We start from the raw sequence: 19166 nt of genomic DNA on the forward strand, positions 1-19166 counted from the left end.
GACTACGGCATCGATTACAAGGGCTGCGCCGTGCTCGTGGGCTATGACAAGCAGAGCAACGACATTGCCCAGGGCGTGGACCGAGCCAGCGACGACTACCTCAACATCGGCGCGGGCGACCAGGGCCTCATGTTCGGCTATGCCTGCGACGAAACTCCGGAACTCATGCCTGCGCCCATCCACTATGCCCACCGGCTGATGGAGCGGCAATCCGCCCTGCGCAAGAGTGGTGCACTGCCCTTCCTGCGCCCCGATGCCAAGGCACAGGTCACCATGCGCTATGTCGACGGCAAGCCCCACAGCATCCAGACCATCGTCATCTCCAGCCAGCACCATCCGGACATGAGTGTGGGCGACCGCATGAAGCCCGAATTCAACGAAGCCATCATCGAGCAGATCATCAAGCCCGTCATCCCGACGGAATGGCTCGTCGACACCCAGTACCTGATCAACCCTACCGGCCGCTTTGTCGTAGGGGGCCCGCAGGGGGACTGCGGCCTGACGGGGCGCAAGATCATCGTCGACACCTATGGCGGAGCCTGCCCCCATGGGGGTGGCGCCTTCAGCGGCAAGGATCCGACCAAGGTCGACCGTTCGGCAGCCTACGCAGCGCGCTACGTCGCCAAGAACGTGGTGGCAGCCGGGCTGGCGCGTCAATGTCAGGTCCAGGTGTCCTACGCCATCGGCGTGGCACGCCCGATCAACATCACCGTCTACACAGAAGGCACCGGCGTCATCCCCGACCAGGCCATCGAGCAGCTGGTACAGGAGCACTTCGACCTGCGCCCCAAGGGCATCATCGAGATGCTCAAGCTCCAGCGCCCCATCTACGGCAAGACGGCCGCCTACGGCCACTTCGGCCGCAACGAGCCGGAATTCTCCTGGGAGCAGACTGACCGTGCGGCCGTTCTCCGCGCAGCTGCCGGACTGACCTGACACGCTCCCCGCCCTTCTCCATGCAGAAGGCCCCTCCAGAGAGGGGCCTTCTTGCCATGGGGCCGTGGAATGTCCAGGGCTTCTTCAGAACCGGTAGGTATAGGCGATGCCGAGAATATGCGCGTGGCTGTTGTAGTCCGCGCTGCCATTCGTGCGGCTGGACACGCAGCTCGTCGCCCCCGCGCCGGAAGCCACCGAACTGCCGCAGTAGCCATTCACATTGGCCGAACCCGGCTTGATGTAAATGTAGCTGTAGGCCATGTTCAGGCTGGCATGCTTGTTGAGATCGTACTTGAACCCGGTCGACAGCCAGATGCGGTCGTTGTCCGGCATGGTGCTCAACCGCGTATCCGCGCTGCGCACCGGCGACTGGTCATAGGCAATCCCGAAGCGGAGCTGCAGCGGATCGCTGTATTGGTAGCTCGCCCCGATCGCCACCTTGTACGTATCCCGCCACAGAGGGGCAATCGTGGTTGCACTGGCGGTCGTGACACCCCCAGAGACCGCATTGGCCACCATCTTGGCGTTGTCATACTGGATGTTGAGCTGGTTGAAGCGGGAATGGCGGGTCCAGGTTACATCACCGAACAGGTTGAGCACCGGATTGACCTTCCACATGCCGTGCAGGGACAGCGACTCGGGCGTGACGATCTTCACCTTGGTGCCCTCGGAGGCTGCATACCCTGCCGCACGGATCGCCGGCAGCACGGCGCTGCCGATCCCCAGTGCATCACTCCCCACCGACCATTCCGTCGTGCCACTCAGCGTATGCGAGATCTTGGACCGGTAGCTGGCACCAATGCGCACCGCATCCGTCACATCCCACAGCCAGCCGGCATTGAAGCCGAACCCCCAGTCATTGCCACTGACATTCGCCACCCCGTCCAGCATGCCATTGGGATTGGCACGCCCCCTGGCGCGCATCACCGCCTGCACGCGGGGATCGGTCGCAGCCAGAGGCCCCCAGTTGGCATACTGCCGCAGCTCTGCATCGCTGTACTGGGCAATCAGGCCGAAGCCCACCGACTGGCGATCGGTCAGCCTGTAGGCGATGGTGGGATTGATGTCGATGGACGTCAATTTGGTGCGGTTGACGTTGTAGCGCAGAACCGAATTGCCGTCATATTCGGTCTCCGATGCGAAGGGCACATAGATACCCAGCCCAGCCGTCCAGCGGTCATTGAGCTGCCAAGAACCATAGAGGTGAGGTGCAGCCACCAGATCCTTGGTGATCTTTCCGCTGGTCTGTCCCTGCACTGCCGTCCCTCCTGGGTACTTGGCCTGCGCATTGCTGTATTTCACGGTGGGAGCCACCAGATTCAGGCTGCCCCCGAACTGAACCCCCGGCAGATAGGTCAGGCCGGCGGGGTTGTAGAAAATGGTGGAGGGATTCGCTGCCTCGGCGCCAGACGAATTGGCCGTAGCCTGTTCACTGACCGACTGCGTGCCGAAGTGATAGCCCGACGCCAGAGCGGCCTGCCCTGCCCAGCCCGCCAGCACGCACAGCATGCTTCCCTTGAGTGCGAACCCGAATGCCTTGTTGCGCATCGCTTGTCTCCATTCATCATGTCATGGTGCAACGAGCAAGGGCACGCCATCCAGCACCTGCATGGTGCATGCTTTGGAGACTCCCTTGCTCAGGAGCCTGAATTCTAAAGAAGCCCTCCGCAAACGTAACTCCGTGTATTCCCGCACGATCGTTCGAATGTGACAGCAACACAACGCCCATAAAAAAAGCCACCCCCGAAGGGGTGGCCTGACAAGTCGTCATCCAAGCTGGCTAGGCCAGCTGTGAATTAGAACTTGTGACGAATACCAGCAGCGTACGTGCGGGTCCACAGCTTGACGTCACCGTCCTTGAGGTCTTCTTGCTGAGCAGCGCGGACATACACGTCGGTGCGCTTGCTGAAGGCATAGTTGGCGCCGATCATGAAGTCATTGCCGCTGAACTTTTCGTTCGTGCCAGCCAGGTTGTAACGGTTGCGGCCGTATTCAGCCACGAAGGAAGCTGCACCGTAAGGAACGGTCACGCCCAGGTTCAGTTCTTGAACCTTGTCGAAGACGCCGGCATATGCGGTGTTGAAGTTGCCGTCAACACCCACCTTGCCGTACACGTAGTTGGCAAACACCTTGGCAGTGCCAAAGTCGTAAGTGCCACCCACAACAGCTTCAGTCTTCTTGGACGTGGGAGCTTCAGATTGCTTGAACTGTTGTGCAGCCAGACCAACCAGCAGAGGACCGTTGGCGTAGCTCAGGCCCAGGCCATAGCCCTTGTAGTTGTTGGTGGTGGTGCCCAGGCTTTCATCCTTGTGGTAGCCAGCAAATGCCTGGATGCCCACGCCGGAGAAGTTGCCGAAGTAATGGACACCGGAAGCACGTTGCACAGCGCGCAGGGTGGTGGTGTCGAAATCGCTGTAGCCGTCAGCGGTACCAGCAATGGCCAGGTTACGCACCGGGGTATCGGTGGTACCGACGCGCACTTGACCGAAGTTGCCTTCCAGGCCCACGAAAGCTTCGCGAGTAGAGGTAGAGCTAGAACCTTCGTTGTTCAGGTTTTTGCTATCCGTCCAGTTGCCGTGAGCAGAGTCGATGCCGAATTCGTAGTTGAACACAGCCTTGAGGCCGTTGCCCAGATCTTCAGCACCCTTGAAACCGATGCGGCTGCCGCTCAGGTTGCCAACGTTGGCACCGGTCGTCTTGGTTTTTGCACCATCGACATTCACTTCCTTGTAGCCACCGCTGATGTCGGCGATGCCGTACAGGGTCACGGAAGACTGAGCGGAAGCAGCGCCAGCGGCAGCCAGGGCGGCAAGTGCGAGCAGAGATTTTTTCATTGCAAGTTTCTCCAAGGTTAAACATGGGGCGCCGGTGTGGCAGGTTCGCGCGGCTTGCGCCTCGGTGCGGACCCCGACTCCCCGGGCCAACCTCCTTTTCGGAAGTTGGTTCTATTGCACCAGACCTTGAGGGGGTCTGCAAAGGAAATCAGCCTTTTATCTGCATCGCGTTGCAGGTCGACAACACAACTGTTGCACAAGGGACACACCCTTGTTTTCCCGCTTTGTACGATCCATTTTTGCGGATCTCATGGGGTAAAAGCCCCCCGCAGAGGTCCCCATTTCCTTGCTCATAGCCTCTTTGAGATTCCTGCTGATGCGACATCTTTCTCTTCTGGATCGCTGGCTGAGCGCTGCCGACGCCGGTCTGCGCACGGTATGCGCCCCGCCCTCAGGCTGCACCGCCTCCCCTGCCGACGAGGGGGACCCGCCTGCAGCCCATGACACGTGCCTGCTGGCTGAGGAACGTGCGCTCTCCGGCGCGCTGATGCGGGTCAACCATGTGGGAGAGGTGTGCGCACAGGCCCTGTACCAGTCCCAGGCGCTCGTGACTTCGAATGCTGCGCTGCGCGCCCATTTTTTGCATGCTGCCGAGGAGGAAATGGACCATCTGGCCTGGACCCATGCCCGAATCCAGGACCTGGGCACCCATGTGTCTTGGCTGAACCCGCTGTGGTACGGAGGCGCTTTTGCCCTGGGATGCCTGATGGGGATGCAGGGGGATGCCCGGAGCCTGGGTTTTGTGGTGGAAACCGAGCGCCAGGTGGAGGCGCACCTGCAGTCCCATCTCGATCGGCTCCCGGAAAACGATGCGGCCTCCCGGCGCGTGGTGTCCCGCATGGAAGCCGACGAACGCCGCCACGCCGACGAGGCCCTGAAGGCAGGAGGAGCGCCGCTGGCATTTCCCCTTCCTGCACTGATGCGGATGGCGGCCCGTATCATGACCACCGTGGCGCACCGGCTCTGACGGCGAGGTGATATATCACCCCACTGCGGCGCCACATCCCACAAGTGCCTCATCCTGGAGGCACGGGCGGCCATGGTGCGCCATGGCTTCACATCACACGCAATGAATTCACGGGAGGGACAGCATGGAATGCACGGTGAGCTGGACGGGGGGACTTGCCACCCGGTCTGCAATGGGGTTCGTGGCCGAAACCGGCAGTGGACACGTGGTCCCGATGGATGGAGCACCGGATTCGGTCAAGCCCGAGAATGGCGGATGCAACATGGCGGCACGTCCCATGGAATTGCTGCTCGCCGGTCTGGGAGGATGCACGGCCTATGACGTGGTGCTGATCCTCAAGCGGGGCCGGCATGCCATCGAAGGCTGCTCCGTGCAGCTGCAGGCAGAGCGTGCGGAAATCGACCCCAAGGTGTTCACGCGCATTCATCTGCACTTTGATGTGCGCGGACGGGGCATTCCGGCCAGTGCGGTAGAGCGCGCCATTGCACTGAGCCATGACAAGTACTGCTCGGCCAGCATCATGCTGGGCAAGTCGGCCGAGATCACCACGGGCTATACCCTGACCGACACCACCGCAAGCTGAATGCGCAGATTTCTGCCCGCCCGGGCCGTGGCCCGGGCTTTCTTGCCGCGTTTCCAAGATGTGGTGAAAAAATGACAGCTTGCTGACATTTCTCGCCTTTTATGCAGGTGTCGTGTCAAATGTCACATATCACTTGTGCAGTGCAGCATCTTCTTGCTACACTGAAAGTGTTGCATATTCAGTTTCATGCAATAGTTGTCTCCTCCACCCTCCTATCAGGTGGATTCAGCCTCCAGGTTTCGATTGAGATCTGGAGGTTTTTTTTGCTGTTTGCAGGATGGATGGTGTCAGCGCCTGCGCAGAAGGTGCACTGCCTGCGCTCCTTCCTGCTGCTGACTCAGCAGGGCATGCCCTGTCTGCTGGGCAAATGCCTGAAAGTCGCGGAGGGCGCCGGGGTCGGTCGTGATGACCTTGAGAACCTGTCCACTGGCCATGCCGGCCAGTGCCTTCTTGGCCTTGAGGATGGGCATGGGGCAAGTCAGACCCGAGGTGTCGAGTTCCTGGTCGATGGGGGTGGCGTTCATGATGCGTGGATATCGGAAAAAAGAAATCCGAGGGCACTCATCCCCTCGGCGTGCAGGCGAAGACCGGCCTCATGCTCCCCGGTCAGGCAGGGAACACCCCTGTCGAGAGATAGCGGTCCCCGCGGTCACACACGATGAACACGATCGTGGCATTGCGCACCTGCTGAGCCAGGCGCTGGGCCACCACACAGGCGCCCGCTGCCGAAATGCCGGCGAAGATGCCTTCTTCGCGTGCCAGGCGGCGACACATGTCTTCTGCATCATCCTGGGTCACATAGGCCAGTTCGTCGACCACGGCAGCGTCGTAAATGGCCGGCATGTAGGCCTCAGGCCACTTGCGGATTCCCGGGATGCGGGATCCTTCGGCGGGCTGGGCACCGACGATGCGCACAGCAGGCTTGCGCTCCTTGAGATAGCGCGCCACCCCGGTGATGGTGCCGGTGGTGCCCATGGCGCTGACGAAATGGGTGACACGCCCACGGGTGTCGGACCAGATTTCAGGCCCTGTGGTTTCGTAGTGGATCTGCGGATTGTCGGGGTTGGAGAACTGGTCGAGCACGCGCCCCTTGCCTTCGGCCTGCATCTGGATGGCCAGATCACGGGCGTATTCCATGCCTCCGCTCTTGGGGGTAAGGATCAGCTCGGCTCCGTAGGCCCGCATGGATTGCGCGCGCTCGATGCTCAGATCCTCGGGCATGATGAGGATCATGCGATAGCCCTTGATGGCTGCCACCATGGCCAGGGCAATGCCCGTGTTGCCGCTCGTGGCTTCGATCAGGGTGTCTCCGGGACGGATATCTCCTCGTGCTTCTGCCTTGGCGATCATCGACAGTGCAGGCCGGTCCTTGACCGAACCGGCAGGGTTGTTGCCTTCGAGCTTGCCCAGAATGATGTTGTTGCGGGCGGCATTTTCGGCCGCTCCGATACGCTGCAAGGCCACCAGAGGGGTCTTGCCGATGAACTGTTCGATGGTGGGATAACGGGGAGAACGCATGAGAAAAGTGCTGTAGCCACGCCGGGTGCACACAGACAAGGGCGCCCCATGGCTTGTGTCATAATGATCAGTCCATTCTACTTCTCCTGCCGGAGTGGCGAAATTGGTAGACGCAGCAGATTCAAAATCTGCCGGTGGCAACACCGTGCCGGTTCGATTCCGGCCTTCGGCACCAGACACGACAAGCCTGCATGCACCGCCTTTGAAGCAGCGGTACATGCAGGCTTTTCTGCGTCATGAGGGAGAGCCACGGCCTTGCTGCCCGCCCCCTGCCCCCCATCGGCGGCCCTGATCAGACCAACCCTGTCATATAGAACACGGCGATGATGACGAAGACGGCCAGGGTCTTGATGCAGGTGATGGCAAAGATGTCCTTGTAGGATTGCCGGTGCGTGAGGCCCGTCACGGCCAGCACGGTAATGACGGCTCCGTTGTGTGGCAGGGTATCCATGCCGCCGGAGGCCATGGCGGCGACCCGGTGCAGCACTTCCATGGGAATGCCGGCTGCCTGCGCATTGGCAATGAAGGTATCGGCCATGGCTGCCAGCGCAATGCCCATGCCCCCCGATGCCGATCCGGTAATGCCGGCCAATGCACTGACGGTGATGGCCTCGTTGACCAGCGGATTGGGAATGGTGCGCAGCGCGTCGGCAATGACCAGGAAGCCGGGAAGGGCTGCGATGACGGCACCGAATCCGTATTCGGAAGCGGTGTTCATGGTGGCGAGCAAGGCACCGCCGATGGCCGTGCGGGTTCCGTCGGCAAAGTTGCGCGCCACGGTACGCCCCGCAAACACGAACACCGTGGCGATGCCGATGAGCAGCGCCCCCTCCACGGCCCATACGGCAGCAATCGGCGCCACCTGCTGCACCACGGGCTTGGCCTTGCCCACCACGGCAGACGCGAAAGAGACCGAAGGACCGTACCATTGGGGAATGAAGACTGTGAGCACCTTGTTCATCAGGCCTACCATGAGCAGGGGCAGCAGCGCGATGAAGGCGTTGGGCAGGCGCTCATGCTCGAAGGGTGCCGGCTCGTTGACCAGGTCGGTGCCATAGCCTTCACCCGCACGTGCTGCACGGCGACGGCACCACTCCAGATAGACCAGGCCACACCCCAGAATGAACAGGGCCCCGATGATGCCCAGCCAGGGGGCCGCGTAGATGTTGGTCTTGAAGAAGGTGGTGGGAATGATGTTCTGGATCTGGGGAGTGCCCGGCAGCGAATCCATGGTGAACGTGAAGGCCCCCAGTGCAATGGTGCCGGGGATCAGGCGCTTGGGAATCTGACTCTGTCTGAACATCTCTGCGGCGAACGGATAGACCGCGAAGACCACCACGAACAGCGAGACCCCTCCATAGGTCAGGATCGCACAGACCAGCACAATGGCCAACATGGCCCTCTGGTGACCGATGGCTCGGATGACCCAGGCCACGATGGATTTGGAAAATCCCGAGAGCTCGATGACCTTGCCGAAGACGGCTCCCAGCAGAAACACCGGGAAGTAGAGCTTGACGAAGCCCACCATCTTGTCCATGAACAGGCCGGTGAACATGGGTGCCACCAGATGGGGATCGATGAGAAGCACGGCCCCCAGGGCGGCGATGGGTGCGAAAAGGATGACGCTGTAGCCCCGATAGGCCACGAACATCAGGAAGCACAGGGCTGCCAGCACGATCAGGAATTGCATCTTTAAACCTCCATGAGGAACGGATGCCACTCACAGCAGCATCCGTCGGAATGCAATTCATTATCAGGAGCTGCCTGCACGAATGATCGTGCACCGGGTAGGTGTATACCCGCCTGTGCGAAAGAATCCTCCCGGTGTAGGGCAAGGATTTTCGCCATGGCATGCCGGGCGCATGCGATGACTGGACGGCATGAAAAACAAAACGCCCTGCATCTTGTGAATGCAGGGCGCCTGATCTGGTGGCTCGGGGCGGAATCGAACCACCGACACGCGGATTTTCAATCCGCTGCTCTACCAACTGAGCTACCGAGCCTGAAGCTGAAATTATAGCGTCAAAAAAGAGGTTTACAAAAACGGAGTGAAAATTTGCCTGCCCCTGTGAGTATCAGGATGCTGCGGTGCCCGACAGTGTCAGCTGGCGGCCTTCTTGTCGCGGCCGATGTCGACTCCCAGCTGCTTGAGCTTGCGGTAGAGGTGGGTGCGTTCAAGCCCTGTCTTTTCGGCCACGCGGGTCATGGAACCGTTCTCGCGCTGGAGGTGAAACGCGAAGTAGGCGCGCTCGAAGATGTCGCGTGCCTCGCGCAGAGGACGATCGAGATCGAAGCTCTGCGAGGAAACGGGGCCGCTGGCTGCAGGGGATGTGGCTGCCAGGGAAGACTGGACATAGGCCACCGGCGCCGCCTGCACCGGCAGGACAGGCTGCTCGATGCCTGCAGGAATCTGCCCTCCCGCCACGGCTCCACCGGTCGCGACCGGTGCGGGAGCGGCAATGACGGGAACTGCAGCGGTCGCAGCTGGAGCTGCCTCACGCTGCAGGCCTTGCTGCACCGCTTTGAGCAGCTTCTGCAGGGTGATGGGTTTTTCGAGGAAGGAGAGCGCCCCGATGCGGGTGGCCTCGACCGCGGTCTCGATCGTGGCATGTCCGCTCATCATGATGACCGGCATGGTGAGGAGGCCCTGCCCTGCCCATTCCTTGAGCAGAGTGACCCCATCGGTGTCCGGCATCCAGATGTCGAGCAGAACCAGGTCGTAATGATTTTCCAGCCGTGCCTTGCGCGCCTGTGCAGCGTTTTCCGCCAGGTCCACGGTGTGGCCTTCATCGTTGAGGATCTCTGACAGCAGCTCCCGGATGCCAAGCTCGTCGTCGACTACCAAAATGTTCGCCATCTCGATGGGTGCCTTTCCACAAATACGCGGGATGTTGCGCCAATGATACAGGGAATTTGCCCCATCCGCGAAAGGGGTATGGACTTCCCGCCATGCAAAAAATCCCCCTGTGAGACGGCCTGTGTTGTAGGGCCGTGCATTCATGTTCAGGCGGAAGGCGTCTCCGGGGACGATGCGCTGCGGGGTGTGCTGGCTGCGGTGGATTCGACGCCATCTGCAGCCTGAAAGATGAGGGAGATCTGGGCGCCGATGACTTGCCCGTCCTGCACGCGATTGGTGACGGTGAGGCTGGCACCGTGTTCGTCCGCGATCTTCTTGACGACGGGCAGTCCGAGCCCGGTTCCCTTGGCCTTGGTGGTGACATAGGGCTCGAAGGCGCGCTGCAGGATGTTGTCCGGGAAGCCTCCCCCTGCATCCAGGATGCTCATGCGCACCCGGCGGCTGGCCGGACGCCATTGGGTCTGCAGAAGCACAGGTTCGCTGGCGCGCCCGGCCTGCTCCTGCGCATCCTGTGCGTTCTGCACGAGGTTGTGTATGACCTGGCGGAGCTGTGCGGCATCGGCGAGCACGGGCATGCACCCGGGATCGAGTTCGGCCCGGATGGGGACGGTGGCGTTCTCGTCGCCGTAGAGATGCAGGATGTCGGTGATGAGGCCGTTGAGATCGAGGGGGCGCAGCTGGGCAGCAGGAAGGCGCGCATAGTCGCGGAATTCGTTGACCAGCCGCTTCATGGCGTCGACCTGTTCGACGATGGTGCGCACGGACTTGCGCAGCACGGCCTGCTCCTTCTCGGGCAGGGTGTGCATGAGCTTGAGTTCCAGACGCTCCGCCGAGAGCTGGATGGGGGTGAGGGGATTCTTGATTTCGTGTGCCAGGCGCCGTGCCACCTCTCCCCAGGCCTGGGTGCGCTGTGCGGAGACGATGGCCGAGATATCTTCAAAGACCAGCAGGCGCGCGTCGGGGATGGCGGCGTCGTGCAGGGTGGCTCCGCGCAGGACGAGGGTGATGGCATCGTGCTGCAGCCCTTCGTGCTCGGCGGGATTGAGTTCGAGGGTCTGCTGCCAGTAGGGGGAAGAGGATCGGGCGGCAGGTGCTGCCTCTCCGGCGCCCGGAGTCGCAGGAGCAGCGGCCTCCTGCGTTACCTGAAGCGCTTGGGCGGCAGAGGGTGCGGAAACGGCAGCCACGACAGCAGAGTCGCCGGAAGGTTCCTGCAGGTTGTCGAACTGCTGCTGCACGACCTCGCCCAGCCGGGACATGCCGGGCAGACTGCCCAGGGTGTGGCCTTCGAGCGCAGCCGCCTCCTGTCCCAGAATGCGGGTGGCTGCAGGGTTGGCCGACACGATGCATCCGTTGGCCCGCAGCATGAGAACACCGGTGCTGAGGTTGTCGAGTATGGTCTGCAGTTCGCTGCGGGATGCGTCGAGCTCCACCACGCTGCTGCGCAGTGCCTGCTGGGTGTCGGCCAGCTGCTGGGTCATGCGCGCGAAGGCGTGGGTCAGGGTGCCCAGCTCGTCATGCCCCTGGTAGATGGGTTTGGGGCCCAGATTGCCTTCGGCCACCTGCTGCACGCCTTCGGCCAGCATGAACAGAGGGCGAGTGAGCTGGGATGCCAGCAGCGCCGCCAGCAGCACAGCCCCAAAGACGGCCAGGATGAGCGTGAGGGTGAGGGTGCCTATGAACATGCGCTGCATGCTGGTGCGCGCCAGGGCGCGTTCCTGGTATTCCCGGTTGGTGTCCTGCACCACGAGTGCATTGCGCAGCAGCTCGGGGGGGACGGCCTTGACGACTTCCAGCACCCAGGCCTGATCCAGCAGTCCGAACTGGCCCGGTCGCACGAGGCTGTAGGCCACGATGCGCGCGGCCGGAGCCTTGTCGATCGTGCGGGGGGTCGCGGCGGGGGTAGTGCTGGCCGCAGGGCTGTCGGGGGCAAAGGAGGTAGAGGCATCTCCTGCATCGTCGAGCCCTTCGAGCGACGTGTAGACGGGCTTGGTGCGCAGCGCGGCGCGCACGTCGGAGGTGGGGGCCGGCAAGGCATGGGTGGAGGACTGTATCCCAGCGCTGGCGATGCGCTGGCCGTTCTGGTCCCACAGGATGAGCTGATCGGCATTCTGCTGCACCCGCAGCTGTTCCAGGGTCAGGGCCAGGCCAAAAGGCTGTGCCACCCCGAGCTGGGTAGCGGCGGCCTGCGTCCTGCTGGCGGTATCGGCCGTGAGCGCATCCAGCACATTGCGCCCGAGGCTCAGGCCGGCATCGAGCGCGTGTTCGACGCGCACATCGAACCAGCTCTCGATGGAGCGTGTCACGAACTGATAGGACACGAGGTAGGTCAGGGCCCCCGGCACGCTGGCGACCAGAGTGAACACGGCGACCAGCTTGAGCAGCAGGCGGCTGCCGAACTTGCGGCGCCGGAAGCGCTTCCACACCCGCCAGCCCATCCAGCCGACCACGGCCGCGAGCATGCATCCGACGACCAGATTGGCCACCAGCAGGGTCTGGAAGTTGCGCTCGTAGGCTTCGGGGTCGTTGGTGGCCTGGGCGAGCAGGAACATCAGCACCAGCGACATGGCGACGGTCAGGGCGGCCCCTACCGTGACGCCCCACCGGATGTTGCGCGAATTGCGCCAATACTGAAAGAAGGTGCGCAGCATGCAGATCCCCGCAGGATGGCCGATCCGGGATCAGGACCGGGAGAGGTCCTGCTGCGTCAGCCGGAAGTTGCGCTGGACGTCGAGATGCCAGTCGGCGCTGCCTGCCCCGATCTGCAGCAGGCCCTGCAGCTGGGAGGTGTCGAGCCGCAGACGGGCCTGGACCGTGTAGCGCGCATCGCTGCTCCAGTCTTCCTTGTCGAGCACCTGCCAGTTGGAGATGCGCTGGATCACGGACAGGGCACTGGCGAGCGAATCGAAGTTCTGATTGAGCACGACACCGGTGGATCCCCGGCTGAAGGGCTCGTTGCTGGCATTGACCCGCCACTTACGCAGCAGCGGCAGATAGGCGAGCCGCATGTAGCGGCGATGGCTGTAGAGCGAGCGGTCGGTCCAGTACCAGCGGTTGACGGTGGTGTCGGTCTCGAAGACGAAGTACACAGGCACGCCCTTGAGCAGGGTCTGCTGCACGGGCTCCGAGAGCGTGAAGCGGATGTTGCCGGTCATGCGCACGGCATCGCCCGCCATTTCGAAGCGCACATCGCTGAAGGCAGCCGAAGCCGCCTGCGCCGACTGGGTGAACCCCAGCGTCCCCCACAGGGACAGCGCCATGAGAACCAGCGCCAGAAGACGGGCACGCCAGGCGCCGACACCGCGACACTGGCCCGCACGGCTGCGACTGCCGTTCTGCGCCGTGCGGTCAGATCGAGGAAGGGAGGAGGAAAACGCTGCGAAAGACACGTGCCACACAAGGAAGCCCCGCTGCCGGACTCCGTTCGTCGCAGAGGAACGCTCAGGGAGTCTTGCGGAACAGGGCATAGAAAAATCCGTCATGATCGCGCAGCGGAGGCTTGAGGCTCACCCCTCCGTGCACGTCGTGGGGGCTATTGTCCCCTTCATCCAGAGACGACGAAAGGTGCAGTGGCAACAAATGCCCCGGCGCCGGAAGGGCGGCTGCTTCACTGTGGTGCGAAAGAAACGCCTCCTGCTGGGCTGCGCCCTCTTCCGTGAAGACCGAGCAGGTGCAATACAGCAGCACGCCCCCGGGCTTGACCAGCGGCCAGAGAGCCTCCAGCAGGCGGCGCTGCTGCCGGGCCAGGGCGTCGATGTCCTCGGGGCGGCGCAGCCAGACCACATCGGGATGCCGCGCCACGATGCCCGACGCCGTGCACGGTGCATCGAGCAAGATCGCATCATAGGTTTCGCCCTTCCACCACCCTGCCAGATCGGCGGCATCGGCTGCCTGCACCCGGGCCTGCACTCCCAGCCGCTGCAGCGTGTCGTGGATGCGGGTGCACCGCGCCGGATCCACATCCAGAGCGGTGACCTGTTCTACCCCGAGCTCCAGCAGATGGGCTGTCTTGCCTCCAGGCGCGGCACAGGCATCGAGCACGGTCCATGGACGTGACAGTGCGGGCAGGCTCTGCTGCAGCGCCTGCACCAGCAGGGGCGCCGCCAGCTGCGCGCCGGCATCCTGCACCGACACCCAGCCTTCCTGGAAGCCGGGCAACCGGGACACATGCACGGCCTGCTGCAAGGTCACGCCATGCGCACCGTTGCAGACCCCATCGAGCCCCGCTGGCCGCAGGTGATGCTCCAGATACTCGCGGGGCGTGCCTGCACGGGGATGTATGCGCAGGGTCATGGGTGCCGCCGTGGCACTTTCGCGCACGATGCATTCTGCCACCTCCGCCCCATGCTCTCTTTCCAGACGCTGCCACCACCACCCCGGCACGTTCAGCAGGGCAGGCTGCTGGCGCGGACTGGCCTGGCACAGGGCCTCCATCCAGTGTTCCCGCTCCCGCAAGAAGCGGCGCAGCACCGCATTGATCAGCGCCGCCTGAGCCCGCGCGCGCGGCTGTCGCTTGGCTGCCTCCACCACCTGGTTCACCAGCGTAAAGGCCGTGTACTGGGCGCCCACCTCTCCCGCCATTCCTCCGTCCATGCGCGCGGCCAGGGCCAGCGCCACGAGCAGGAGCGCATCGACTGCAGGTGGTGGACGCCGGGGCACCAGCTGGTCGCGCAGCCAGCGTGCCTCTCCCAGATGCCGCAGCACGGCATAGGTCAGGGCCTGCACACCGGGGCGCAGGGGTTCCGGCACGGCTTCGAGCCGCACCGAGACACTGCTGCCGGTCTGCACTCCCTGCAGCACCCGCGCCGCCTCCTGCAGCTGCTGCCACAGGGGCACTCCCTGGGAAGCGCGTGCGTCGGTGCGCGCAGCCTCCTGCGTGCGGGGGGAGGTGCGGCCAGGGCCGGACCGGTGCGGACGCAGAGGTCTGGAAGGAGGTGTCGGCGAGGTATTCATCGAAACGGAGAACAAGGGCAAGAAAGAGGCTGTGCGGGCGCGCACGGATCAGGACGGTCTGCAGCACAGGGGTACGGTCGATCATGCCAAAAAAAAGACCTGTGCAGCAGGGCTGCACAGGTCCTTGCATGGCAAGCCGGGGCAGCGTCGGAGTCTCTTTACAGACTCCGCGCGGCTCCGGCCGCACCGATGGCTTACTCGGCCGCCGGAGGTTCAGTCCCTTCAGGGGCATCGGCTTCGGCATGCACCTCGGCCTGCGCATCGGCAGTCTCGCCAGCCAGTTCCAAGGCTTCTGCCTCGGCAATGGCCAGACGCTCGGCCTCGTCCATTTCGTCCTTGGCCTTGCGCGCCTTGTGGTACGCCAGGCCCGTGCCGGCCGGAATCAGGCGACCGACGATGACGTTCTCCTTGAGACCGCGCAGCTCGTCGCGCTTGCCCATGATGGCCGCCTCGGTGAGCACGCGCGTCGTTTCCTGGAAGGATGCCGCAGAGATGAACGAATCGGTGGACAGCGAAGCCTTGGTGATCCCCAGCAACAGGTTGCTGTAGGTGGCGGGCATCTTGTCCTCGGACTGGAGCTGGTCGTTGGTGTTGAGCATCTCGCTGCGCTCGACCTGTTCGCCTGCGATGTAGCCGGAATCGCCGGGATTCTCGACCACGACACGGCGCAGCATCTGGCGCACGATCACCTCGATGTGCTTGTCGTTGATCTTCACGCCCTGCAGACGGTACACGTCCTGGACTTCGTCGACGATGTAGCGGGCCAGTTCCTCGATGCCCAGCAGGCGCAGGATGTCCTGCGGATCGGCCGGACCATCGACGATGCTTTCGCCCTTGTTGACCACCTGCCCTTCGTGCACCAGGATGTTCTTTTCCTTGGGCACGAGTTCTTCCCAGACCTTGCCTTCGGGATCGGTGATCTGAAGGCGGACCTTGCCCTTGGTTTCCTTGCCGAAGGAGATCGTGCCCGTCATCTCGGCAAGCACCCCCTTGTCCTTCGGCGTGCGGGCTTCGAACAGCTCGGCCACGCGCGGCAGACCACCCACGATGTCGCGGGTCTTCTGGCCTTCCATCGGGATACGGGCCAGCACTTCGCCGGGGCCCACTTCCTGGCCGTCACGCACCTGGATGAGCGCGCCGACCTGGAAGCCGATCGTCACCGAGTGATCGGTGCCGGGAATCTTGACTTCCTTGCCTTCGGCATCGATGAGCTTGACCTGCGGGCGCACGACCTTGTTGGAGCCGCGACGCTTGGGATCGATCACCACCAGAGTGGACAGGCCGGTCACCTCGTCGACCTGCTTGGCCACGGTCAGACCTTCCTCGACATTCTCGAACTTCACCTGACCGGCGTATTCGGTAATGATCGGGCGCGTCAGCGGGTCCCAGTTGGCAAGGATCGTGCCGGCCTTGATCTGCTGGTCGGGCTTGATGGTGAGCGTGGCACCGTAAGGCACCTTGTGGCGCTCGCGCTCGCGTCCGTTGTCATCGGCAATGATGATCTCGCCCGAACGGGAAATGACCACCAGCTCACCCTTGGTGTTGCTCACGTAGCGCATGGTCGGGTTGAAGCCGATCGTGCCGCTGGAGCGTGCTTCCACGCTGCTCGCAATGGCTGCACGCGAGGCCGCACCCCCGATGTGGAAGGTCCGCATCGTCAGCTGCGTGCCCGGCTCGCCGATCGACTGCGCCGCGATCACGCCGACCGCCTCGCCGACGTTGACCAGGCCACCACGGCCCAGATCGCGTCCATAGCAGGTCGCGCACAGGCCGAAGCGCGTCTGGCAGGTCAGAGCAGTACGCACCTTGACCTCGTCCACGCCCGCCTGTTCCAGCGTTTCGATCATGTCCTCGTCGAACATTTCGCCCGGGTGCGTCAGCACGGCGCGGGTCTCGGGGTGCAGCACCTCTTCGGCAGCCGTACGTCCCAGAATCCGGTCGCGCAGCGACTCGATCACCTCGCCGCCTTCGACGATGGCGCGCATGACCTGGCCATCATGGGTGCCACAGTCGTCCTCGGTCACCACCAGATCCTGCGTCACATCGACCAGACGGCGGGTCAGGTACCCGGAGTTGGCGGTCTTCAGTGCCGTGTCGGCCAGACCCTTCCGGGCGCCGTGGGTGGAGATGAAGTACTGCAGCACGTTCAGGCCTTCACGGAAGTTGGCCGTAATGGGCGTCTCGATGATGGAGCCGTCCGGCTTGGCCATCAGGCCGCGCATGCCGGCGAGCTGACGGATCTGAGCGGCGGAACCCCGCGCCCCCGAGTCGGCCATCATGTAGATGGAGTTGAAGGACTCCTGGTCCACTTCCTTGCCGTGGCGGTCGGTGGTCTTCTGCTTGGCGAGCTGCGACATCATCACCTTGGAGATTTCGTCACCGGCCTTGCCCCAGATGTCCACGACCTTGTTGTAGCGTTCGCCTGCGGTCACGAGACCGGATGCGTACTGCTGCTGGATTTCCTTCACTTCGGCTTCGGCACGTCCGATGATGTCGTGCTTCTGCGGCGGCACCAGCATGTCGTCGATGGCGATCGAGATGCCGGCACGGGTGGCGAGGCGGAAGCCGTTCTGCATCAGCTTGTCGGCGAACACCACGGTTTCCTTGAGGCCGCACTTGCGGAAGGAGGTGTTGATCAGCTTGGAGATTTCCTTCTTCTTGAGCGGCTTGTCGATCACGCTGAAGGGAAGGCCCCGAGGCAGAATCTCGGACAGCAGTGCCCGGCCGGCCGTGGTTTCGACCAGATGGGTAAAGGGCACGAACTCGCCGGTGGCCTTGTCCTTGGTGTACTCGGTCAGGCGCACGGTGATGCGGGCGGTCAGCTCCAGCTGCTTGTTCTCGAGGGCACGCTCGATCTCGCGCAGATCGGTGAACAGCATCCCCTCACCCTTGCCGTTGATCTTCTCGCGGGTGGTGTAGTACAGGCCCAGCACCATATCCTGGGACGGCACGATGGACGGTTCGCCGGAAGCCGGGAACAGCACGTTGTTCGAGGCCAGCATCAGCGTGCGGGCTTCGAGCTGCGCCTCGACGGACAGCGGCACGTGCACGGCCATCTGGTCCCCGTCGAAGTCGGCGTTGAACGCCGCACACACCAGCGGGTGCAGCTGCAGGGCCTTGCCTTCGATCAGGATGGGCTCGAAGGCCTGGATGCCCAGACGGTGCAGCGTCGGCGCACGGTTGAGCATCACCGGGTGCTCGCGGATCACCTCTTCGAGGATGTCCCACACGATGGGATTGTTGTTCTCGACTTCCTTCTTGGCCGCCTTGATGGTAGTGGCGATGCCCATCTGCTCCAGACGGGCAAAGATGAAGGGCTTGAACAGTTCGAGCGCCATCAGCTTGGGCAGACCGCACTGATGCAGCTTCAGGGTCGGGCCCACCGTGATCACGGAACGGCCCGAATAGTCGACGCGCTTGCCCAGCAGGTTCTGGCGGAAGCGGCCGCTCTTGCCCTTGATCATGTCGGCCAGGGACTTGAGCGCACGCTTGTTGGCCCCCGTCATGGCCTTGCCGCGACGGCCGTTGTCGAGCAGGCTGTCGACGGCTTCCTGGAGCATGCGCTTCTCGTTGCGCGCGATGATCTCGGGCGCATTGAGCTCGAGCAGGCGCTTGAGACGGCTGTTGCGGTTGATGACGCGGCGATACAGGTCGTTGAGGTCGGAGGTAGCGAAGCGGCCGCCGTCGAGCGGCACCAGCGGACGCAGGTCCGGCGGCAGCACGGGCAGCACTTCCAGAATCATCCACTCGGGCTTGATGCCGGACTTCTTGAAGGCTTCGAGCACCTTGAGGCGCTTGGCGTTCTTCTTGATCTTGACCTCGGAACCGGTCAGGTCGCCGCGCAGGCGCTCGATCTCGGTCTCGATGTCCATGTTCTCGAGCAGTTCCTTGATGCCTTCCGCGCCCATCTTGGCCTGGAATTCATCGCCGTACTCGATCACGTTCTTGTCGTAGTCGTCCTCGGACATGATGCTGAACTTCTTCAGCGGAGTCATGCCGGGATCGGTCACCACATAGGCTTCGAAATACAGCACGCGCTCGATGTCGCGCAGCGTCATGTCGAGCACCAGGCCCAGACGGCTCGGCAGGGACTTCAGGAACCAGATGTGGGCACAGGGCGCAGCCAGCTCAATGTGGCCCATGCGCTCGCGGCGCACCTTGGTCTGCGTCACTTCCACGCCGCACTTCTCGCAGATCACACCGCGATGCTTGAGGCGCTTGTACTTGCCGCACAGGCACTCGTAGTCCTTGATCGGGCCAAAGATCTTGGCGCAGAACAGGCCGTCACGCTCGGGCTTGAACGTGCGGTAGTTGATGGTCTCGGGCTTCTTCACTTCCCCGAAGGACCAGGAACGGATTTTCTCGGGCGATGCCAGGCCGATCTTGATGGCATCGAAATGGTCATCGGGCTTGAATTGATTGAACAGGTCGAGCAAAGATTTCATGGGTTGCTTTCCTTAATCACACGAATGCGATATTGAATGGAACGGGAGCAGCACGCCTCCCGCAGAAGGCCGGAGG

13 protein-coding genes and 2 tRNA genes are annotated in these 19166 nt (G+C 63.0%); 4 read left to right on the forward strand and 11 right to left on the reverse strand.

Features of this window, described 5'->3' with window-relative positions; all coding sequences use genetic code 11:
* Positions 1 to 936, forward strand: a 936-nt coding sequence (metK, locus tag ACE3P9_RS11075) for a methionine adenosyltransferase (RefSeq protein ID WP_374494200.1), incomplete at its 5' end; no start/stop codon positions are given.
* An 84-nt stretch (positions 937 to 1020) separates the two neighbouring features.
* On the opposite strand, the gene ACE3P9_RS11080 is transcribed toward metK, so the two are convergent.
* Positions 1021 to 2484 (reverse strand): OmpP1/FadL family transporter, encoded by a 1464-nt coding sequence (locus ACE3P9_RS11080; RefSeq protein WP_374494201.1) that lies wholly within the window; start codon positions 2482 to 2484, stop codon positions 1021 to 1023.
* A 248-nt stretch (positions 2485 to 2732) separates the two neighbouring features.
* Positions 2733 to 3770, reverse strand: coding sequence for a porin (locus tag ACE3P9_RS11085; protein ID WP_374494203.1), 1038 nt, complete (start codon positions 3768 to 3770; stop codon positions 2733 to 2735).
* Between the two features lie 316 nt (positions 3771 to 4086).
* Between ACE3P9_RS11085 and coq7 the strand changes: the two genes are divergently transcribed.
* Both coq7 and ACE3P9_RS11095 read left to right on the forward strand, forming a co-directional pair.
* Positions 4087 to 4737, forward strand: coding sequence for a 2-polyprenyl-3-methyl-6-methoxy-1,4-benzoquinone monooxygenase (gene coq7 / locus ACE3P9_RS11090; protein WP_374494205.1), 651 nt, complete (start codon positions 4087 to 4089; stop codon positions 4735 to 4737).
* Positions 4738 to 4861: 124 nt separating this feature from the next.
* A complete protein-coding gene (locus tag ACE3P9_RS11095) occupies positions 4862 to 5320 on the forward strand; it encodes an OsmC family protein (RefSeq protein WP_374494207.1) in 459 nt (152 codons plus the stop codon).
* Positions 5321 to 5607: 287 nt separating this feature from the next.
* Here the strand turns inward: ACE3P9_RS11095 and ACE3P9_RS11100 are convergent, their stop codons facing one another.
* Positions 5608 to 5844 carry a sulfurtransferase TusA family protein gene (locus ACE3P9_RS11100; protein ID WP_374494209.1) on the reverse strand — a complete coding sequence of 79 codons (237 nt, stop codon included), beginning with the start codon at positions 5842 to 5844 and terminating at the stop codon, positions 5608 to 5610.
* An 82-nt stretch (positions 5845 to 5926) separates the two neighbouring features.
* Positions 5927 to 6838 carry a cysteine synthase CysM gene (gene cysM, locus ACE3P9_RS11105; protein ID WP_374494210.1) on the reverse strand — a complete coding sequence of 304 codons (912 nt, stop codon included), beginning with the start codon at positions 6836 to 6838 and terminating at the stop codon, positions 5927 to 5929.
* Positions 6839 to 6926: 88 nt separating this feature from the next.
* On the opposite strand from cysM, the gene ACE3P9_RS11110 reads away from it, so the two are divergent.
* Positions 6927 to 7013, forward strand: a tRNA-Leu gene (locus ACE3P9_RS11110).
* 117 nt (positions 7014 to 7130) lie between these two features.
* Here the strand turns inward: ACE3P9_RS11110 and ACE3P9_RS11115 are convergent.
* The 7 genes from ACE3P9_RS11115 to rpoC form a co-directional block, all read right to left on the reverse strand.
* Entirely contained in the window at positions 7131 to 8528 is a 1398-nt protein-coding gene (locus ACE3P9_RS11115) for a GntP family permease (protein WP_374494212.1), read from the reverse strand.
* Positions 8529 to 8765: 237 nt separating this feature from the next.
* Positions 8766 to 8841 (reverse strand) — tRNA-Phe (locus tag ACE3P9_RS11120).
* A 98-nt stretch (positions 8842 to 8939) separates the two neighbouring features.
* On the reverse strand, positions 8940 to 9695 hold the full coding sequence (locus ACE3P9_RS11125) for a response regulator (protein ID WP_374494213.1): 756 nt from the start codon (positions 9693 to 9695) through the stop codon (positions 8940 to 8942).
* A gap of 146 nt (positions 9696 to 9841) precedes the next feature.
* Entirely contained in the window at positions 9842 to 12343 is a 2502-nt protein-coding gene (locus ACE3P9_RS11130) for an ATP-binding protein (protein ID WP_374494215.1), read from the reverse strand.
* A 30-nt stretch (positions 12344 to 12373) separates the two neighbouring features.
* Positions 12374 to 12952 carry a DUF4390 domain-containing protein gene (locus ACE3P9_RS11135; protein WP_374494217.1) on the reverse strand — a complete coding sequence of 193 codons (579 nt, stop codon included), beginning with the start codon at positions 12950 to 12952 and terminating at the stop codon, positions 12374 to 12376.
* Between the two features lie 181 nt (positions 12953 to 13133).
* A complete protein-coding gene (gene rsmB / locus ACE3P9_RS11140) occupies positions 13134 to 14660 on the reverse strand; it encodes a 16S rRNA (cytosine(967)-C(5))-methyltransferase RsmB (protein WP_374494219.1) in 1527 nt (508 codons plus the stop codon).
* A gap of 179 nt (positions 14661 to 14839) precedes the next feature.
* A complete protein-coding gene (rpoC, locus tag ACE3P9_RS11145) occupies positions 14840 to 19090 on the reverse strand; it encodes a DNA-directed RNA polymerase subunit beta' (protein ID WP_374494220.1) in 4251 nt (1416 codons plus the stop codon).
* Between the last annotated feature and the right edge of the window lie 76 nt (positions 19091 to 19166).

The sequence above is a fragment of the Allobrachymonas sp. genome, assembly GCF_041912815.1.
Classification (GTDB): Bacteria; Pseudomonadota; Gammaproteobacteria; order Burkholderiales; family Burkholderiaceae_C; genus Brachymonas.

What these genes read in the sequence shown, in the direction of transcription:
- ACE3P9_RS11100 (WP_374494209.1), bottom strand. Translation starts at nt 5,844, where the DNA reads ATGAACGCCACCCCCATCGACCAGGAACTCGACACCTCGGGTCTGACT.
- ACE3P9_RS11125 (WP_374494213.1), bottom strand. Translation starts at nt 9,695, where the DNA reads ATGGCGAACATTTTGGTAGTCGACGACGAGCTTGGCATCCGGGAGCTG.
- ACE3P9_RS11135 (WP_374494217.1), bottom strand. Translation starts at nt 12,952, where the DNA reads ATGGCGCTGTCCCTGTGGGGGACGCTGGGGTTCACCCAGTCGGCGCAG.
- ACE3P9_RS11085 (WP_374494203.1), bottom strand. Translation starts at nt 3,770, where the DNA reads ATGAAAAAATCTCTGCTCGCACTTGCCGCCCTGGCTGCCGCTGGCGCT.
- rpoC (WP_374494220.1), bottom strand. Translation starts at nt 19,090, where the DNA reads ATGAAATCTTTGCTCGACCTGTTCAATCAATTCAAGCCCGATGACCAT.
- ACE3P9_RS11095 (WP_374494207.1), top strand. Translation starts at nt 4,862, where the DNA reads ATGGAATGCACGGTGAGCTGGACGGGGGGACTTGCCACCCGGTCTGCA.
- cysM (WP_374494210.1), bottom strand. Translation starts at nt 6,838, where the DNA reads ATGCGTTCTCCCCGTTATCCCACCATCGAACAGTTCATCGGCAAGACC.
- ACE3P9_RS11130 (WP_374494215.1), bottom strand. Translation starts at nt 12,343, where the DNA reads ATGCTGCGCACCTTCTTTCAGTATTGGCGCAATTCGCGCAACATCCGG.
- ACE3P9_RS11080 (WP_374494201.1), bottom strand. Translation starts at nt 2,484, where the DNA reads ATGCGCAACAAGGCATTCGGGTTCGCACTCAAGGGAAGCATGCTGTGC.
- ACE3P9_RS11115 (WP_374494212.1), bottom strand. Translation starts at nt 8,528, where the DNA reads ATGCAATTCCTGATCGTGCTGGCAGCCCTGTGCTTCCTGATGTTCGTG.
- coq7 (WP_374494205.1), top strand. Translation starts at nt 4,087, where the DNA reads ATGCGACATCTTTCTCTTCTGGATCGCTGGCTGAGCGCTGCCGACGCC.